Source organism: Kutzneria kofuensis, from assembly GCF_014203355.1.
Lineage (GTDB): Bacteria > Actinomycetota > Actinomycetes > Mycobacteriales > Pseudonocardiaceae > Kutzneria > Kutzneria kofuensis.
The window spans coordinates 2,569,237-2,584,931 of record NZ_JACHIR010000001.1 but is presented as its reverse complement, the minus strand read 5'-3'; the positions used below and the strand labels follow the sequence as shown (position 1 = coordinate 2,584,931).

At 71.9% G+C, this 15,695-nt stretch carries 13 protein-coding genes; 3 read left to right on the top strand and 10 right to left on the bottom strand.

Annotated elements, in window-relative coordinates:
• Window positions 1-364 precede the first annotated feature (364 nt).
• On the bottom strand, window positions 365-3,088 hold the full coding sequence (locus BJ998_RS11950; RefSeq protein ID WP_184861170.1) for a hypothetical protein: 2,724 nt from the start codon (window positions 3,086-3,088) through the stop codon (window positions 365-367).
• A gap of 73 nt (window positions 3,089-3,161) precedes the next feature.
• Entirely contained in the window at window positions 3,162-4,931 is a 1,770-nt protein-coding gene (locus tag BJ998_RS11945) for an HSP90 family protein (protein ID WP_184861168.1), read from the bottom strand.
• A 231-nt stretch (window positions 4,932-5,162) separates the two neighbouring features.
• Here BJ998_RS11945 and BJ998_RS11940 point away from each other — a divergent pair, with 231 nt between their 5' ends.
• Window positions 5,163-5,813 carry a pyridoxamine 5'-phosphate oxidase family protein gene (locus BJ998_RS11940; RefSeq protein WP_184861166.1) on the top strand — a complete coding sequence of 217 codons (651 nt, stop codon included), beginning with the start codon at window positions 5,163-5,165 and terminating at the stop codon, window positions 5,811-5,813.
• Here the strand turns inward: BJ998_RS11940 and BJ998_RS11935 are convergent.
• The 5 genes from BJ998_RS11935 to BJ998_RS48580 are packed head-to-tail and all read right to left on the bottom strand — an operon-like array spanning window position 5,807 to window position 10,187.
• Window positions 5,807-6,415: an HD domain-containing protein gene (locus tag BJ998_RS11935; RefSeq protein WP_221337975.1), complete on the bottom strand. Its 609-nt coding sequence runs from the start codon at window positions 6,413-6,415 to the stop codon at window positions 5,807-5,809. The two genes, BJ998_RS11940 and BJ998_RS11935, sit on opposite strands and share 7 nt — an antisense overlap.
• Window positions 6,408-7,007, bottom strand: coding sequence for a 4'-phosphopantetheinyl transferase family protein (locus BJ998_RS11930; protein ID WP_184861164.1), 600 nt, complete (start codon window positions 7,005-7,007; stop codon window positions 6,408-6,410). The genes BJ998_RS11935 and BJ998_RS11930 overlap by 8 nt, the downstream gene beginning before the upstream one ends.
• Window positions 7,004-7,831: a metallophosphoesterase family protein gene (locus tag BJ998_RS11925; protein ID WP_312890062.1), complete on the bottom strand. Its 828-nt coding sequence runs from the start codon at window positions 7,829-7,831 to the stop codon at window positions 7,004-7,006. Before BJ998_RS11925 ends, BJ998_RS11930 begins: the two co-directional genes overlap by 4 nt.
• Window positions 7,832-7,857: 26 nt before the next feature.
• Window positions 7,858-8,514 (bottom strand): response regulator transcription factor, encoded by a 657-nt coding sequence (locus BJ998_RS47360; protein ID WP_184861162.1) that lies wholly within the window; start codon window positions 8,512-8,514, stop codon window positions 7,858-7,860.
• Window positions 8,466-10,187 (bottom strand): sensor histidine kinase, encoded by a 1,722-nt coding sequence (locus BJ998_RS48580; RefSeq protein WP_184861160.1) that lies wholly within the window; start codon window positions 10,185-10,187, stop codon window positions 8,466-8,468. Before BJ998_RS48580 ends, BJ998_RS47360 begins: the two co-directional genes overlap by 49 nt.
• 81 nt (window positions 10,188-10,268) lie before the next feature.
• Between BJ998_RS48580 and BJ998_RS11910 the strand changes: the two genes are divergently transcribed.
• Window positions 10,269-10,745 (top strand): SMI1/KNR4 family protein, encoded by a 477-nt coding sequence (locus tag BJ998_RS11910; protein ID WP_184861158.1) that lies wholly within the window; start codon window positions 10,269-10,271, stop codon window positions 10,743-10,745.
• On the opposite strand, the gene BJ998_RS11905 is transcribed toward BJ998_RS11910, so the two are convergent.
• From BJ998_RS11905 to BJ998_RS11895, 3 genes are all read right to left on the bottom strand, one after another.
• Window positions 10,732-11,733, bottom strand: coding sequence for an SMP-30/gluconolactonase/LRE family protein (locus BJ998_RS11905; RefSeq protein ID WP_312890061.1), 1,002 nt, complete (start codon window positions 11,731-11,733; stop codon window positions 10,732-10,734). The two genes, BJ998_RS11910 and BJ998_RS11905, sit on opposite strands and share 14 nt — an antisense overlap.
• Before the next feature lie 4 nt (window positions 11,734-11,737).
• Window positions 11,738-12,727, bottom strand: a complete 990-nt coding sequence (locus BJ998_RS49125) for an asparaginase (protein WP_312890060.1) — start codon at window positions 12,725-12,727, stop codon at window positions 11,738-11,740.
• Window positions 12,728-12,927: 200 nt separating this feature from the next.
• A complete protein-coding gene (locus BJ998_RS11895) occupies window positions 12,928-13,749 on the bottom strand; it encodes a phosphotransferase (protein ID WP_184861156.1) in 822 nt (273 codons plus the stop codon).
• Between the two features lie 131 nt (window positions 13,750-13,880).
• Between BJ998_RS11895 and ctaD the strand changes: the two genes are divergently transcribed.
• Window positions 13,881-15,623, top strand: coding sequence for an aa3-type cytochrome oxidase subunit I (ctaD, locus tag BJ998_RS11890; protein ID WP_184861154.1), 1,743 nt, complete (start codon window positions 13,881-13,883; stop codon window positions 15,621-15,623).
• The last annotated feature ends 72 nt before the right edge of the window (window positions 15,624-15,695 follow it).

Sequence of the window (15,695 nt, the reverse complement as noted above, 5' to 3'; positions counted from 1 at the left end):
TTTCCGAAAGGTCCTCGTTGGGGAAGGCGGGGCGTTTCGGGGATGAGGTTCCAGCGGTGACGACCCCCGTTCGTCACTGAGGGGCAGAGGGGTCTCCTCAGTGGTGGGAAGTCTCCGGACTGGCGCCCGCACTGGGGGGAGACGACGACCCACCGGCCGCGCAGCCGGTACGAGCCGGTGGGTCCGGAGGGCTTGTCGGCCGCCGGCCCCGCTACGGCGCGCCGACGGACCCGCGGCGCGGCGGGTCCGCCCTGGTCGTCCGCACCAGGACGGATCCGCCGCGTCGCAATCACACCGCGCGTGTCGCGCACCCCATCACAGTCTCGCCACGGGTCCCCTCCCCCTGATCGGACCCGTGGCCTCCCTAACTCCTGATCCGTTCCAACAAAGCCGCCAGCTGCTGCCTCGGCCCGTGCAACTCCGCCGGCAGGGCCGCCAACGCTCCCGTGAGAACCTGCTCCGCCTCGGGCAGCCGGTCCAGATCGACCAGCAGCCGTCCGCGCAGCGCCTCCGCCATCGCGGCCTCGGTGTACGCCTGCAGCCGCCGGAACCGTTCGGCGCACGGCGCGACCCGGACCAGCGCCTCCCCGAACCGCTCGGTGTTGGCCAGCACCCGGGCCCCGTCGTAGCCGAGCATCGCCTGCTCCCACACCAGCGCCGGCTCGGCCTCGCCGAGCTCGGCGGCCAGCACGTCGGCTGCCCCCAGGGCCTCGACGGCCAACTCGTGCTCACCACCCCACAGCCACGACGTGGCGCACTGCCGCCGGCAGGACAGCTCGTCGATCGGCAGCTCGGCCTCGTGATACGCCTCGGCGGCCTCGGCGAACCGCTGCGCGGCCTCGGCGTCGCGGTCCAGCGAGTCCAGGATCTCGGCGGACGCCGACAGCATCTGTCCGGTGCCGGCGGGGTTGCCGCCCTCGCGGCAGTGGTCGGCGACCTGGTCCAGCAGCTCAAGGGCCTGCACGCCGCGGCCGAGCGCCCGGTACGCCTTGGACAGCAGGAAGCGGGCCCGGGCGGTCTCGTCGGCGTCGCCGACCCGTAGCAGCACCGGCAGCGCGTCCTCGACGCAGTCGGCCAGCTCGCCGGGCCGGTCCAGGCCCAGGCAGGCGGCGGCCAGGTCGACCTGCGCGTACGCGACGCCGACCCGCTCCTCGCCCGCGGTCAGGGCGGCGATGGCGTCGACCAGCGACTCGTAGGCGTCCTTCGCCCGGTCCAGGTCGAGGGCCATGCGCCCGCGCTGGTGCGCGGCTCGGCCCCGCAGGTGCGGATCGGTCGCGGTGACGGCGTCCGCCATCACCTGGTACGCCCGCGCGAGGTCGCCGGTCCGGGCGTAGGCATTGCCCGCGACCACGACGGCCCGGCTCAGCGCGTTGCACGGCCCGACCGCGCGCCACAACTCCACCGCCCGCTCCGCGTCCTCGACGGACCCGCTGCGCTGGGCCCGTTCGAACGCGACCTGGGCGGCGAGGTCCGGCTTGCCCGACTCGGCGACCAGCGGGTCCAACCCGGCCAGCACCTCGTCGGCCTCGTCGTGCCGGTGCAGCGCCTGCAGCCCGGCGACCAGCCGCAGCTGGGCCGCGAGCCGGCGGTCCGCGTCGCCGACCCGGCCGATCTCCGCGCACGTCTCGACCAGCAGCGGATAGCCCTGCTCGCCGCGTTCGGTGAGGCAGTACAGCATCGCCACCCGGCCCAGCAGCGACTGCCGGCGCGCCTCGTCGCCGGCCTCGGCGCACAGCTCGGCCGCCCGCCGCCAGGTCTGCTCGGCCAGCTCGGGGTCCTGCCCGGCCTGCACCGCGCCCAGCGCGTTCAACCGCCGGGCCAGCAGCACGCCCTCGGGCTCGGCACACACCTGGTCGAACCGCTCCCAGGTGGCCAGCGCCTCGGCGATGTCCGCCCGCGCCCACTGCGCCTCGGCCAGCTCGGCCAGCTCCCCGGGCGACTCCGGCAGCTCCACCTCAGGTGGCTCCGGCGCGGGCCGGGCGGCCGCCTTGCGGGCCGGACCGGACAGCGGCAGGTGGTCGACCAGCGGCTCGGCGGCGATCGCCTCGGCGGTCAGCCGGCCCACCTCGTCGGTGCCGTTGCGGGCGTCGAACCGGGCCGCCAGCGCCAGCGCCCGCTCGGTCAGCTCGTCACGCAGCGCCGCCACGCCGACTTCGTCAGACCCTCGCCGTACGGTCAAACCTGAGTGGCCTGCGGCGACGATGCGGTCCAACGCCCCGGCAGCCATGGCACTGAACCGCATGTCCGCGAACGGGGTCGGCGGCTCCTCCAGCCAGCCCAAGTGCCGCTCCACCAGCTCCAGCGCCCGCGCGTGGTTGCCGGTGCGGGTGCAGAAGCCCACGTGGTCGGCGACCGAGGACAGCTCGGCCCGGTTGCTCTGGATCGCCCGGTACGCGGTGCGGTGCGCGTCGGCGGCCTCAGTCAGCCGACCCGTGCGCAGGTACGGCACCAGCAGCTCGGTGAGGATGCTGTGCGGCTGCTCGATGCACGTCATCTGGCCGTCCAGCACCGGCAGCGCCAGCGCGACCGCGTCCTCGTGCCGGCCCTCCCAGGCCAGGTACGCCACCTTCGCGGTCGGCTCGCAGCCGATGCAGTCGGCCATCGCGCCGCGCGGCGTGGCGCACCACAGCCGGTACTGCTCGGCCGCGGTCTCCCGGTCGCCGATGTGCTGCGCGACCAGGCGGCGGTGCTGGTGCACGGGGTTCAGCGTGTGCCCGGCCAGCCGGTAGCGGCGCTCCATGTCGTCGAGCACGCCGTACGTCCGGTCCAGCGGCACCTCCGGGAACATGGTCAGCGAGCTGACCATCCACTTGAAGTACCAGAACAGATGGTGGTCCTGCGCCGGGTCGCCCTCGCCGCGGTCGTAGGCGGCCAGGCACCAGGAGAAGGTGACGAACGCCTTCGCCGGCTCGCCGCCGTACTGGTACGCGGTGGTGGCCAGCAGCCGGGTGACGTACTTGAGGTTGTCGCTGCCGCTGGCGTCCACGTGCCGCAGCAGCTCCTCGATCGCCGCCACCTGGCCCCGCCCGTACGGCATGCGGGCGACCTGGTCGAGTCTGTCGGCCAGCTCCTCCTCGGATTGGCTCACAGACCCTCCTCGCTAGCGCTCGGAGGGTCTGCGGCCAAGGGCGCAGTGCTCGGTGGTTCGCTCGCAAGCTCGCTCACAGGTTCCCCTCGGTCGGCACGGCCTGGTCCAGCAGGCCGAGGAAGGACCGGTTGAGCAGCGCCGCGTCGGCCGGCCGGATCGGGTGGTAGCCCAGCAGCAGCGCCTGCCCGTACAGCGCCTCCACCGACAGCCCCACCAGGTTCGGGTCGGTCAGCCCGCACACCCGCCGGACCAGCGGGTTGCGGTGGTTGAGCACCAGCTGCGGCCGGTCGTCGGCGGGCTTGTCGAACGCCGACAGCACGCCCGCCCACAGCTCGTCCACCCGCTGCTTGGTGGCCCGCAGCTCGGCCTGGAACGCCGCGGACCGGTCGACCAGGAACAGCACCGGCAGCGACGCCGGCTCGTAGGAGCGCAGCACCACCTCGCAGCCCAGCCGGTCCATCGCCCGCTGCGCCGCGGCCAGGAACGGCCGCAGTGCCAGCTCGGTCGCCGGTGGCACTGCGTCGAACCGGGTCGCCAGGTCGGTCGGGTCCAGCCGGGAGACGGTCAGCCCCGGCTCGATCGCCGGCAGCCGTTCGATGATCTCCGCGTCGTACGTGTAACCGCCGTTGACCAGCGCGATGTCCTGGGCCGCGGCCACGCCGGCCAGCTGCCGGAAGTCGTCGGCGGTGGCGCAGTAGCGGATCTCGCCGTGCTGGGCGCGGAAGTCCGCCAGCGTCATCCGGCCGACGTTGGTCTCCATCGGCCACCACTGCTCGACCAGCCGCAGCATGTCGTCGTCGTGCAGGGCCAGGGCCTTCACGCCCAGGTGGTGCACGCCGAGGAACTTGTGCAGCCGGGCCTGGTCGGCGCGGGCCAGCCCGACCAGCCAGCCGCGCAGCTGGTCGCCCAGCGCCTGCCTGGTCGTGTCGAGCAGGTTGTCCGCGTACAGCGCCTCGCGGCTCGCGGTCGGCCGCAGCTCGCCCGCGTCGACCACGCAGCGGGCGAAGAACGCCCAGTCCGGCAGCAGCCCCTGCGCGCTCTCGGTGAGCAGCATGCCCTTCAGGTAGACGCGGTGGCCGGCGTGCTCGGCCGGGTTCGCCGGGAACGGCAACACGTAGGCGACGCCGGTCAGGCCTGCCTCCGGCACCGCCAGGTCGATCACGTCGAACGGGGTGAAGCCCAGTGTCTCCTGCGCGTAGCCGACCAGGTCCGCCCGTCGCTGGCCCGGCTCGCGGTCGTCGTCCCGCCACGGCGTGCCGGCGCCGCTGACCGGCGCGCCGTCCACCGTGACCGGCACCGGCAGCATCGATCCGTACAGGCGGGCCAGCTCGACGACCGTCGGCGGCTCGAACCACTGCTCCGCGCCGGGGCGGGCGGTCAGCTCCACCGTCGTGCCGACCTCGTCGCGCTGCGCCGGCTTGATGTCGTACGTGCCGTCGGCCCGCCCCGTCCACAGCACCGCCGGCGCGCCCTCGGCCCGCGTCGTCACCTTGACTTCGTCCGCGCCGAGGAACGCCGACAGCAGGCCGATGCCGAACTGGCCGAGGAACTCGTGGCGCGCGAAGCCCAGCTCGTCCCGCTTGGAACTGCGGCCGATGGTCGCCAGCAGCTCGTGCACCTGCGCCTCGGTCAACCCGATCCCGGTGTCCGTCACGGTGACCGCCGCCGGCCCGGTGACCACGCGGATCTCCGCCGGCGCGTCCGGGACACCCGCTTGCCGCGCCGTCACCGCGTCCACCGCGTTCTGCAGCAGCTCGCGCAGGTAGACCCGGGGACTCGCGTACAGGTGATGGCTGAGCAGGTCCACGACGCCGCGCAGGTCGACCTGGAACGTGCGGTTCACGGTGCTGACGTCCCCCTGGGGTGGGTGCTGACCGGCTCAACTATGCCTGTTCCGGTCCGCAAGGGTAGATGGTTGCGGTCGGCCGCGCGGTCAAGTTTCGCGTACCGGGTACGCCGAATCCCGCAAACCGCGCCCTTTTCGGCGACGTGCTCGCAGAGTGACCGATCGTGCCATCTCCGTGGTCGATGCGATCCCGTTGTGCGGGCAGCCTTCCGTACGCCAGGACGCGTAATGTCGACCGCGGATCGTCCGTCGACGAGGGGGGAGACCTTGCGCGAGATCACATCGGTTGACGAGCTCAGCGAGCTTGTCGGTGAGCCCGTCAAACGGGTCGCCGAGAAGGTGCGGCCTGCGCTGCACGAGCTGGACCGGCAGTGGCTTGCCGCCTCGCCTTTCTGCCTCATCGCCACCAGCGCCGCCGACGGCAGCTGCGACGTCTCACCGAAGGGTGATCCCCCCGGCTTCACCCTCGTCCTCGACGACCGCACCATCGCCGTTCCCGACCGCCCCGGAAACCGCCGCGTCGACGGTTGGCGCAACATCCTCTCCAACCCCCATGTCGGCCTGCTCTACCTCCTCCCCGGCCGCGGCGACACCCTCCGCATCAACGGCCGCGCCCGCCTCCTCTCCGATGCCCCCTTCTTCGACCAGATGGTCGTCAAGGGCCACCGCCCCAAGATCGTCATGCTCGTCGACATCGACGAGGTCTTCCACCACTGCGCCAAGGCCTTCCTCCGCTCCGCCCTCTGGCGACCGGAGACCTGGGACCCCGACTCCGTAGCCTCCCGCCCCGCCATCGCCAAGGCCCTCGAACGCCCCGAGGACCCCTTGGCCGAGCTGGAGCGCTACTACGGCCCCACCTACGCCAACAACCTCTACTGACGCAGCGACTCCAGCTCACGGGCGAGGTTCCGCCGCGCCGCGGCCTCCCAGCGGTCGCGGCCGGCGGGGGTGAGGAACAGGCGGTCCCGATCGAGTAGGGAGTGCAGGACGCGGGAGCGGCCGGTGCGCCAGGAGTCGTCGGGGACGGCGGAGTACTCCTGGCGCACGGCCGAGGCGTAGGCGTCGTAGTCGGCAGCGGGGGAGCCGAGGATGGCGAGGTCGGCGTCCAGCAGGGCGCAGGCGACGTGATCCGTAGGGTCGGCGGCGTGCTTGATGGTCATGAGCACGAGGTCGGAGACGCGGGAGGCGGCGGACTCCAAGCCGGAGCGGGTGAGCCAGGTACGGGCCCAGTCGGCGCTGCGGTGCTCGTCGGTGCCGGGGACGGCGTCGTAGACGACGTCGTGGGCGCAGGCGGCGAGGATCAACACGGCCTTTTCCGGCGAGGACAAGGGAACCAGCGTGACGGCGTCGCGGACGACGGAGCGGACGTGGCGGAGGTCGTGGTAGCGGCGGTGGGGCTCGCTGTAGCGCGCGACGATGTCGGTGTCGACGGGCGTGCCGCCGAGGGCGGAAACCGCCGCGCGCCAAGCGATGTCAGGCAACGGGGACCACGATGGAGGTCAGCACGAAGCCGTCGCGGATGAGCCAGCGGCCGGAGAAGCCGCTGACGGGGCCGGGAACGAGGATCCGGGCGGAGAACACGCCGTCGCCGAAGGACAGTTCGGCCTCGGAGAAGTCGAGGAATGTCCGGGCGAGCGGGAACCAGGCCTTGTACACGCTTTCCTTGGCGCTGAACAGAAGCCGGCCGTGAACCGACCGCTCGGACGGCAGCGCGATGGCGTCGAGGACTCCCTCGGGCAGGGGCTCGTCGGGCTCGGCGTCGATGCCGATGGTGACGATGTCCCTGCCCCACGCCAAAGCGGCCGCGCGGTAGCCAAGACAGTGGGTCATGCTGCCGACGACCCCGTCCGGCCACTGTGGAGCGCCCCGTTCCCCCGGCAGCACAGGGCTTTCGGGCAGGCCGAGGGACTTCATGGCCTGGCGGGCGCAGTACCGGACGGTGGAGAACTCCCGGCGCCGCTTGTCGACGGCGCGGGCGATGACGGCCTCCTCCTCGGGGAAGAGCTCCACGGCGGAGTGGTCGTCGAACGCCTCGGCGTAGGCCACCGAAGAAGGCAGCAGCTCCTCGATCACGGCTTCACCGGCAGGATCTGGCGCAGCCACCCCTCGGAGCGCCCCCACTTCTTCCACTCCCGCGGATAGCCCACGGAAACCTCCTCGAACCGCACGTCGTCGTAGTGAGTGGTGCGGGGAATGTGCAGATGCCCGTACACCGAACAGGCGGAGCGGAACCGGGTGTGCCAGTCGGCGGTGAGCACGGTGCCGCACCACTGCGCGAACTCGGGGTAGTACATGACCCGCGTGGGCTCCCGCACCATCGGCCAGTGGTTGATCAGCACGGTCGGCAGGTCCGGCGGCAGCGCCGACAGCCGCTTCTCGGTCAGCTCGACCCGCGCCTCGCACCAGGCCTCGCGGCTGGGATACGGGTCGGGGAACAGGAAGTACTCGTCGGTGCAGACGACGCCGGCCTCGTGCGCCTTGGCCAGCGCCTCTTCCTTGTTATGGGTGCCCTCGGGACGGAACGTGTAGTCGTAGAGCAGGAACAGCGGCGCGATCACCGCCGGACCGCCCTCGCCGTCCCAGATCGGGTAGTCGTCCTCGGGCGTCACGACGTCGAGCCGCCGGCACATCTCCACGAGGTAGTCGTAGCGCTCGACGCCCCGCAGCTGCACCGGGTCGTCCTTCGGCGTCCACAGCTCGTGGTTGCCGGGCACCCAGATCACCTTGGCGAAGCGCTCCCGCAGCAGGCCCAGCGCCCACTCGATGTCCGAGGACATCTCGCCCACGTCGCCGGCGACGATCAGCCAGTCGTCGTCCGACTCGGGGCGCAGCCCCTCGGTGATCGTCCGGTTCTCCTCGTACGCGACGTGCAGGTCGCTGACCGCGAGCAACTTCACCCGTCGATCGTAGGCAATCTAGGGGGTCAGGGGTGGTTGTGTGACGAATTGCCCGTGATGTGTGCGAGAACGGCTAGTACCCGCCGGTTGTCGTCGTCGGACGCGGCCAGCCCGAGCTTGCCGAAGATCGAGGCGATGTGCTTGCTCACGGCGCTGTCGGACAGGTGCAGCCGCTGCCCGATGGCGGCGTTGGACCGCCCCTGCGCCATCAGCTCCAGCACCTCGCGTTCCCGCGGGCTGAGCGTGGCCAGCGGCGGCGTGCCGCTGATCAGCTTCGCCACCACGTCGGGGTCCATCGCGGTGCCACCGGCGGCGACCCGCCGCAGGGCGTCCACGAACTGCTCGTCGTTGAACACGCGGTCCTTGAGCAGGTAGCCGACGCCGGCGCCGCCGTCAGCCAGCAGTTCACGGGCGTAGAGCTGCTGGACGTGCTGGGACAGGACGACGACCGGCAACCCGGGATGGGTCCGACGGGCCGCGATGGCGGCGCGGAGCCCCTCGTCGGTGAACGTCGGCGGCAGCCGCACGTCGACCACGGCCACGTCCGGATTGTGCTCGATCAGCGCCGCCAGCAGCTCCGGCCCGGATTCGACGGCGGCGACCACCTCGAAGTCGTACGCCTCCAGCAGCCGGGTCAGCCCGGCTCGGAGGAGGTAGACGTCCTCCGCGATGACAACACGCACGGGATCTCCAGCGTCAGTGTGGTTGGGCCGCCGACGGGGCTGTGCACGTCCAGGACGCCGTCGAAGGTACCGAGCCGGCGCCGGATGCCCAGCAGCCCGGTGCCGCCGGCCGGGTCCGCGCCGCCGTGACCGTCGTCGTGCACGTGGATGCGCAGCAACTCGTCGGCGTGGTGCACGTCGACCCGGACATTCGACGCACCGGAGTGCTTGGCGGCGTTGGTCAGCAGCTCCCGCACGGCGAAGTAGGCGGCCGACTCGACCGGTGGGTCGAGCCGTCCGGGCAGGTCGGCGGCCACCTCCACGTCCAGCGGGCAGTCCAGCGCCACCACCCGGATCGCGTCCGCGAGGCCGCGTTCGGCCAGCACCGGCGGGTGGATGCCGTGCACCAGCTCGCGGATCTCGTTCAGCGCGGTCGCCGTGTTCTCCCGCACCTCCACGATCAGCCGGCGGGCCGTCTTCGGATCCACGTCCAGCAGCCGCTCCACGGTGCGCAGCGCCATGCCCATCGCGACCAGCCGGCCCTGCGCGCCGTCGTGCAGGTCCCGCTCGATCCGGCGCAGCTCGGCGGCCTGGGTGTCGACGGCGTCGGCCCGGGTCTCGGTCAGCCGCTCCACCCGCTGCGCCAGCCGGGCGGCCTTGGTCGGGGCGAGCAGCACCGGCGTCCAGCGGTCGTGCCATCGACGCAACGTCGGGGCCAGGACCAGCGCCACCGCCACCGCCGCCGCGCCGGCCGGCAGCTGCCACCACGGTTGGTTGTGGCGCCACAGGTACGTGACCACCGTGGTCACTTGGGCGAAGCCCACCAACAGGGCGGCGCACGGCGCCGCCAACAGAGTCACGGCGACCAGTGGGTTCAGCAGCATCCACAGGAAGTCCCGGCCGGAGGCCGGATCCCCGGTAAGCCAGTACAGCCGCGCCAGCCGCACCGGGACCGTCGGCGACCGGAACATCCGCCGGCCGACCCGGTACCGCCCGTCCGGCTCCGGCCGCGGCACGGGCGGGGCCGGTCGGTACGGCTCGTCGATGCCACCGACCCGCCGCCGGTAGTAGTTGGTGAAGCCGCGGGAGTTCTCGATCAGCACGATCAACGGCCAGGTGACACCGGCCAGCGCCAGCGCCGCCGTGACCAGTTGCAACGCCGCCAGCAGCAGGCCGGCCAGCGACTGCACGGCCAGTTGCGCGCCGTCCAGGACCAGGACGACCCGGTCCTTCACCCAGTTCGGCCACGGCCGGCGCGCCCCGAGCAGTGCTCGCGTCCACCGCCCGTGCCAGCGCAGCCCCCGTTGCCCGACGACCACCGCCGCCAGCCCCAGCACCGTGCCGGCGACCGGGTTGGCCACCAGCCACAACAGATCCAGCCAGGTCGCCCCGTCCGAGGCCAGCCAGTGGGCACGCTGCCGGTACGCGGGCATGTGCGGATGGCGGTACAGCCGCCTCCGCACCTCGTACATGCCGTCGGGCCGCGGCCGAGGCGGCGGCGGTGCCGGCTGATACGGCTCCGCGATCGGCACGCCACACCACTCGCCGGCCAGCCTGCGGGCCATCACCGGCATCCGCCGGATCCGCAGCACCAGCGGAGTCACGCCGAACAGCAGGGCCACGAGGTCGAGCACGGCCAGGACCGGGCCGAGCGCCGCCAGCGCAACCAGCCCCAACCCCCGTAGCCGTGCCATGGCACGAGTGTCGCCCATCCGGCCGTAGGCCGGCAGTGGAGCTACCTGCACATCCGGCGGTCACGGGCCTAGGCTGCCCGGGTGGCGGACTTCGACGAGATCAAGGTCGCGTTCTGGGGTGACGGCACCTACGACGTTCAGCCGCCGCTGACCGACGAGGACGTCCGGGAGGCCGAGGCCCTGCTCGGCGTCACGCTGCCCGCCGCCCTGCTCGACCTCCTGCGTATCCAGAACGGCGGCGGCGTCGCCTGTGGCCGGCGGCGGTTCCCGACCTCCGCGCCGACTTCCTGGGCCGACGACCATGTGCCGCTGCCCGACCTGATGGGCATCGGCCGCACCAGGGGCGTGACTTCGCTGCTCGACGCCCCCGCCCTGATCGAGGAGTGGGGCCTTCCCGCCGGCGTCGTGCCGTTGTCCGGCGACGGTCACACGTGGATCGCCCTGGACTACCGCCGCCCCGGTGAGCCCTCGGTGGTGTGGCTCGACGCCGACCAGAACACGGAGTTGCCGCTGGCCGCCGACTTCCGGTCCTTCGTCGAGGGCCTCACAGGTCGATGACGGCGATGCCCTGTTCCCGCAGGCTGCCCAGGTAGAGCTTGCCGCCGTGCTGCCGGACGCCGGTGACCATGTGGTAGCCGGGCGCCGAGGTCTGCAGGTCCCGCACGATGGCGCCGGAGTCGTCGATGGCGACCACCCAGGTGGTGCGAACCTCGAACCTGGTCAGCACGGAGGGCGGCAGCGCCCAGGTTGCCTTGCGTAGCAACGGATTCCGGGACGCGGTCCAGTCCAGCACGGGGTTGCGCGGCGTGGCCAGGGCGACCCAGATCAGGCCGTCCGCGCCGGTGCTGAGGTTGTCGGGGATGCCCGGCAGGTTGTCGGCGAGGACCTCGCTCCGGCCGGTGTCCAGCCACACCCGGCTGATCCGGTACGAGCCGGTCTCCGCCACCGCCACGTACGACTCGTCGGCGGACAGCGCGACGCCGTTGGCGAACTGGAGGCCGTCCAACAGCTCGGTGACCTCGCCGGAGACGTCCCGGCGCAGCAGCCGGCCGGTGCCGCCGTGTTCGAGCAGGTCGGCCATGAAGTGCTCGACGCCGAAGCGCTGGGTGGAGTCGGTGAAGAAGACGGTGCCGTCCCGGGCCACGGCGGCGTTGTTGCACAGGCGCAGCGGCCGGCCGGCGGCCAGCTCCCGGCCGGCGACGAGCGCTTCGACCGAGCCGCCCTCGGGATCGACGGCGAGCAGCCCGCGTTCGGCGTCGCAGACCAGCAGCCGGCCGTCGCCGAGCAGCTCGACGCCCAGCGGCCGGCCCTGGGTGTCGGCGACCTGGTCGATTCGCCGGCCGTCGTCGGACAGCCGCAGGATCCGGCCGTCCTCGACGCCGGTCACCAGCCGGCCCTGCTCGTCGACGACGACATCCTCGGGGCCGGTCCCGTTCACGGCGAGCACCCGCGGCGCGGGCATCGGCGGCGCGCTGTCCGAGCGCCGGGCCCGCTCGGGCGCGGCCGGCGGCTGCCACACGACGGGGTTGATGGACGGACGAGCCACTGCCTCACTCCTCGCCGATGAACGCCTTCCGGATGTCGTCGGTCCCGGCTCTGGCGGCCAGCAGCTGCCGCAGCAGGATGCGGGCCTTGACGGGGCTGAGGAAGCCGGCCCCGATCAGGCCGCGGCGCAGCAGGTCCTGTTCGGACCCGGGGAAGCCGTAGGTCTCGGCCAGCACCGGCCCGGCGCCCGTGCGGGAGGCGAGGATCACCGGCATCCGCTGGGCGAGCGCGGTCAGCGGCTCGACCATGGCCACCGGCACGTGGCCGGCCCCGAACGCGGCCACCACGAGCCCGTCCACGGCGTCGCCGATCGCCTTGAGCACGGCCCCGTCGTCGCCGAGGGTGACCGTGACCAGGCCGATCGTCGGCTCCGGCGCGCCCTGCGGGACGTACACCTTGAGCACGTCGGCCGGCCGGTTCAGCAGCCGGAGCGAGCCCTCCACGACGTAGCCGATCGGCCCGGTGTTCGGTGACACGAAGGCGGCGATGCTTGCGCTGTGCGCCTTGGTGACGTACCTCGCGGCGTGCACCTCGTCGGCGAACACCACCACGCAGCCCAGCCCGTCGGCCTGCTCGCTGGCCGCCACCTGCACGGCGGCGAGCAGGTTGGCCGGGCCGTCGGCGCCGGCCAGCGACGGGTTGCGCATCGCGCCGGTGACCACCACCGGCGCGCCGTCCAGCACGCTCGTGTCGAGGAAGAACGCCGTCTCCTCGATCGTGTCGGTGCCCTGCGTGACCACCACGCCGCGGGCGCCGGCGTCGATCTCGGCCGTGATCAGCTCGGCCAGCGCCGTCAGGTCGTCGAAGCCGACCGAGGCGCCCGGCAGCGACCGGAACGCGATCGTGCGCAGCGGCACGCCGACCTCGCCCAGCCCCGGCACGGACGCCAGCAGCTCGTCGACATCGAGCGCCGGAACGGCCCCCGTGCTGCCGTCGGCCGGCCTGGCCATGGCGATGGTTCCGCCGAGCGCGATCACCGTCACGAAGTCGGTCACCTGCACTGGCGTACCACATCAAATGGGTTGTGTCACTGTGCCCATGCCGCGCGTTCCGCGCGGGGCGAGGCCGCTCGTGACCGGCGCCTTCCCTTGCCGTATTTCGACCGCCCGCGTCGGCTCGTACGGTGGGTGCGTCGGGTGGCGGGCGATCGAAATACGGCTCCGGTCCAGGCGCCGGCGCGGCCTCGCGAGAACTGTCAACGAGTCTCCGACCAGCGGGCCATTTCGGAAGCTGCCTCGGCCCGCCGGGCGGGGTTTCGGACCGCGCTCGCCTGCAGCCAGATCTGCACCTGCAGCCACCGGATCTCCCGGCACAACTCCACCAGGTCCGCGTCGTACGGGTCGGGATACGCCGCCAGCGCGGCCTCGCCGTCCAGCAGCTTCGTCCTGGCCAGGATGGCCAGATCCCACTCCAGCGGCCCGCGCCAGGTGTCCTCGAAGTCGTTCCACACCAGGCCGGAGGGCGTCGCCAGCACGTTGCCGGGATGCGCGTCGCCGTGCAGCGCCCGACCACCAAGCGGCAGGAGGGCGGACAGGCGCGAGTGTTCCGCCCGCAGCGCCTCGGCGTGCTCGTCGGCGAACGGCAGCCCCAGCAGGACGTCGTCCAACGGCCCCGTCGCGGGCAGCGGACCCGAGTAGTCGGCCAGCGCCCGGTGCAGCTGGGCCAGCGACTCGGCGAAGTCGACCGGCTTGATCGATGCAGAACGATCATGTGGCACGAAACGCCAGAACGTCATGGTCATGCCGTCGTGCGCGACCGGGCCGCGGGGCAGCTCGGAACTGGGGGAGACGACCGGGAGGCCCCGCCCGGCCAGGTGATCCACCACGGAGAGCTCCCGGGCGAACCAGTCGGCGACCGGGTGCCGGACCAGGCCGGTGGTGCCGGCGACGCGGGCCACGACCGGCGCCGGCCGCAGGTGGACCAGCACATTGCTGCCGTTCTTGAGCACGGCGGGCTCGGCCGACCGGATCCCGTGGGCGGCGGCGTAGGAGACCGCCGCCCGAATCGCCTGTTCCATGCCGGAAGATGCTGTCACGGGCAGTGACGGGGGTCACTCGATTTCCCCAGTGCCGGCCCAGCCGAGCTGACCCGATCTCGCCGGTCTACGATCCCAGGTGGTTTCCCGAGATGACACTGGCTGGAGGCATCGTGACGGCCGTAGCACCGCAGCCGATCGCTACGCGTCCCTACCCGACGCGAACGACGGTCAAGGGTTCCCTCCTGCTGCGGTTGTTCCGTACGACGGACCACAAGCAGATCGGAATCATGTACCTGGTCACCTCGTTCGCCTTCTTCATCATCGGCGGCGCGATGGCCCTGCTCATGCGTACCGAGCTGGCCCGGCCCGGGCTCCAGTTCCTCTCGCAGGAGCAGTTCAACCAGCTGTTCACCATGCACGGCACGATCATGCTGCTGCTGTACGCGACGCCGATCGTGTTCGGCTTCGCCAACTTCGTGCTGCCGCTGCAGATCGGCTCGCCGGACGTCGCCTTCCCGCGGCTGAACGCGTTCGCCTACTGGGCCTACCTGTTCGGCGGCACGATCGTCGTCGCCGGCTTCCTGACCCCGGGTGGCGCCGCCGACTTCGGCTGGTTCGCCTACACCCCGCTGTCGGACATGGTCCACTCGCCCGGCGTCGGCGCGGACATGTGGATCACCGGCCTGATCCTCGGTGGTCTGGGCACCATCCTCGGCGGCGTCAACATGATCACCACGGTGGTCTGCCTGCGCGCGCCCGGCATGACCATGTTCCGGATGCCGATCTTCACCTGGAACATCCTGGTCACCTCGATCCTCGTGCTGCTGGCCTTCCCGATCCTGACCGCGGCCCTGTTCGGCCTGCTGGCGGACCGGCACCTGGGCGCGCACGTGTTCGACCCGGCCAACGGCGGCGTGATCCTCTGGCAGCACCTGTTCTGGTTCTTCGGCCATCCCGAGGTCTACATCGTCGCGCTGCCGTTCTTCGGCATCGTGTCGGAGATCTTCCCGGTGTTCAGCCGCAAGCCGCTGTTCGGCTACAAGGGCCTGATCTACGCCACGCTGGGCATCGCGGCCCTGTCGGTGACCGTGTGGGCCCACCACATGTACGCCACCGGCGCCGTGCTGCTGCCGTTCTTCTCGTTCATGACCTTCCTGATCGCGGTCCCGACCGGTGTGAAGTTCTTCAACTGGATCGGCACCATGTGGAAGGGGCAGCTGACCTTCGAGACGCCGATGCTGTTCAGCGTCGGCTTCCTGATCACCTTCCTCTTCGGCGGCCTGACCGGCGTGCTGCTGGCCGCGCCGGCGATCGACTTCCACGTGTCCGACTCGTACTTCGTGGTGGCGCACTTCCACTACGTGCTCTTCGGCACCATCGTGTTCGCCACCTACGCGGGCATCTACTTCTGGTTCCCGAAGATCACCGGCCGGATGATGGACGAGGGCCTGGGCAAGCTGCACTTCTGGACCACGTTCATCGGCTTCCACACCACGTTCCTCGTGCAGCACTGGCTGGGTGCGGAGGGCATGCCGCGGCGGTACGCCGACTACCTGTCCAGCGACGGCTTCACCACGCTGAACACGGTGTCCACCATCGGCGCGTACATCCTGGGCGCCTCCACGCTGCCGTTCATCTGGAACGTGTTCCGCAGCTACCGCTACGGCGAGGTCGTCGAGGTGGACGACCCGTGGGGCTACTGCAACTCGCTGGAGTGGGCGACGTCCTGCCCGCCGCCGCGGCACAACTTCACCTCGCTGCCGCGGATCCGCTCCGAGCGTCCGGCCTTCGAGCTGCACTACCCGCACATGGTGGAGCGGCTGCGGCTGGAGGCCGAGTACGGCCACACCCCGGCGCCGTCCGAGGCGCTGACCGCGGCCGTCACGGGTAGCGACGACCCGACGGAGAAGTGACCGTCAGCTGAACATCTGACCAAGCGGGCCCCGGTGACGACGGACACACCGGGGCCCGTTTGCTTTTCCGGC

Coding starts and splice junctions, on each gene's coding strand:
- BJ998_RS11940 (WP_184861166.1), top strand. CDS start 5,163: ATGTCGACCGCGGATCGTCCGTCGACGAGGGGGGAGACCTTGCGCGAG.
- BJ998_RS48580 (WP_184861160.1), bottom strand. CDS start 10,187: ATGGCACGGCTACGGGGGTTGGGGCTGGTTGCGCTGGCGGCGCTCGGC.
- BJ998_RS11895 (WP_184861156.1), bottom strand. CDS start 13,749: ATGGAACAGGCGATTCGGGCGGCGGTCTCCTACGCCGCCGCCCACGGG.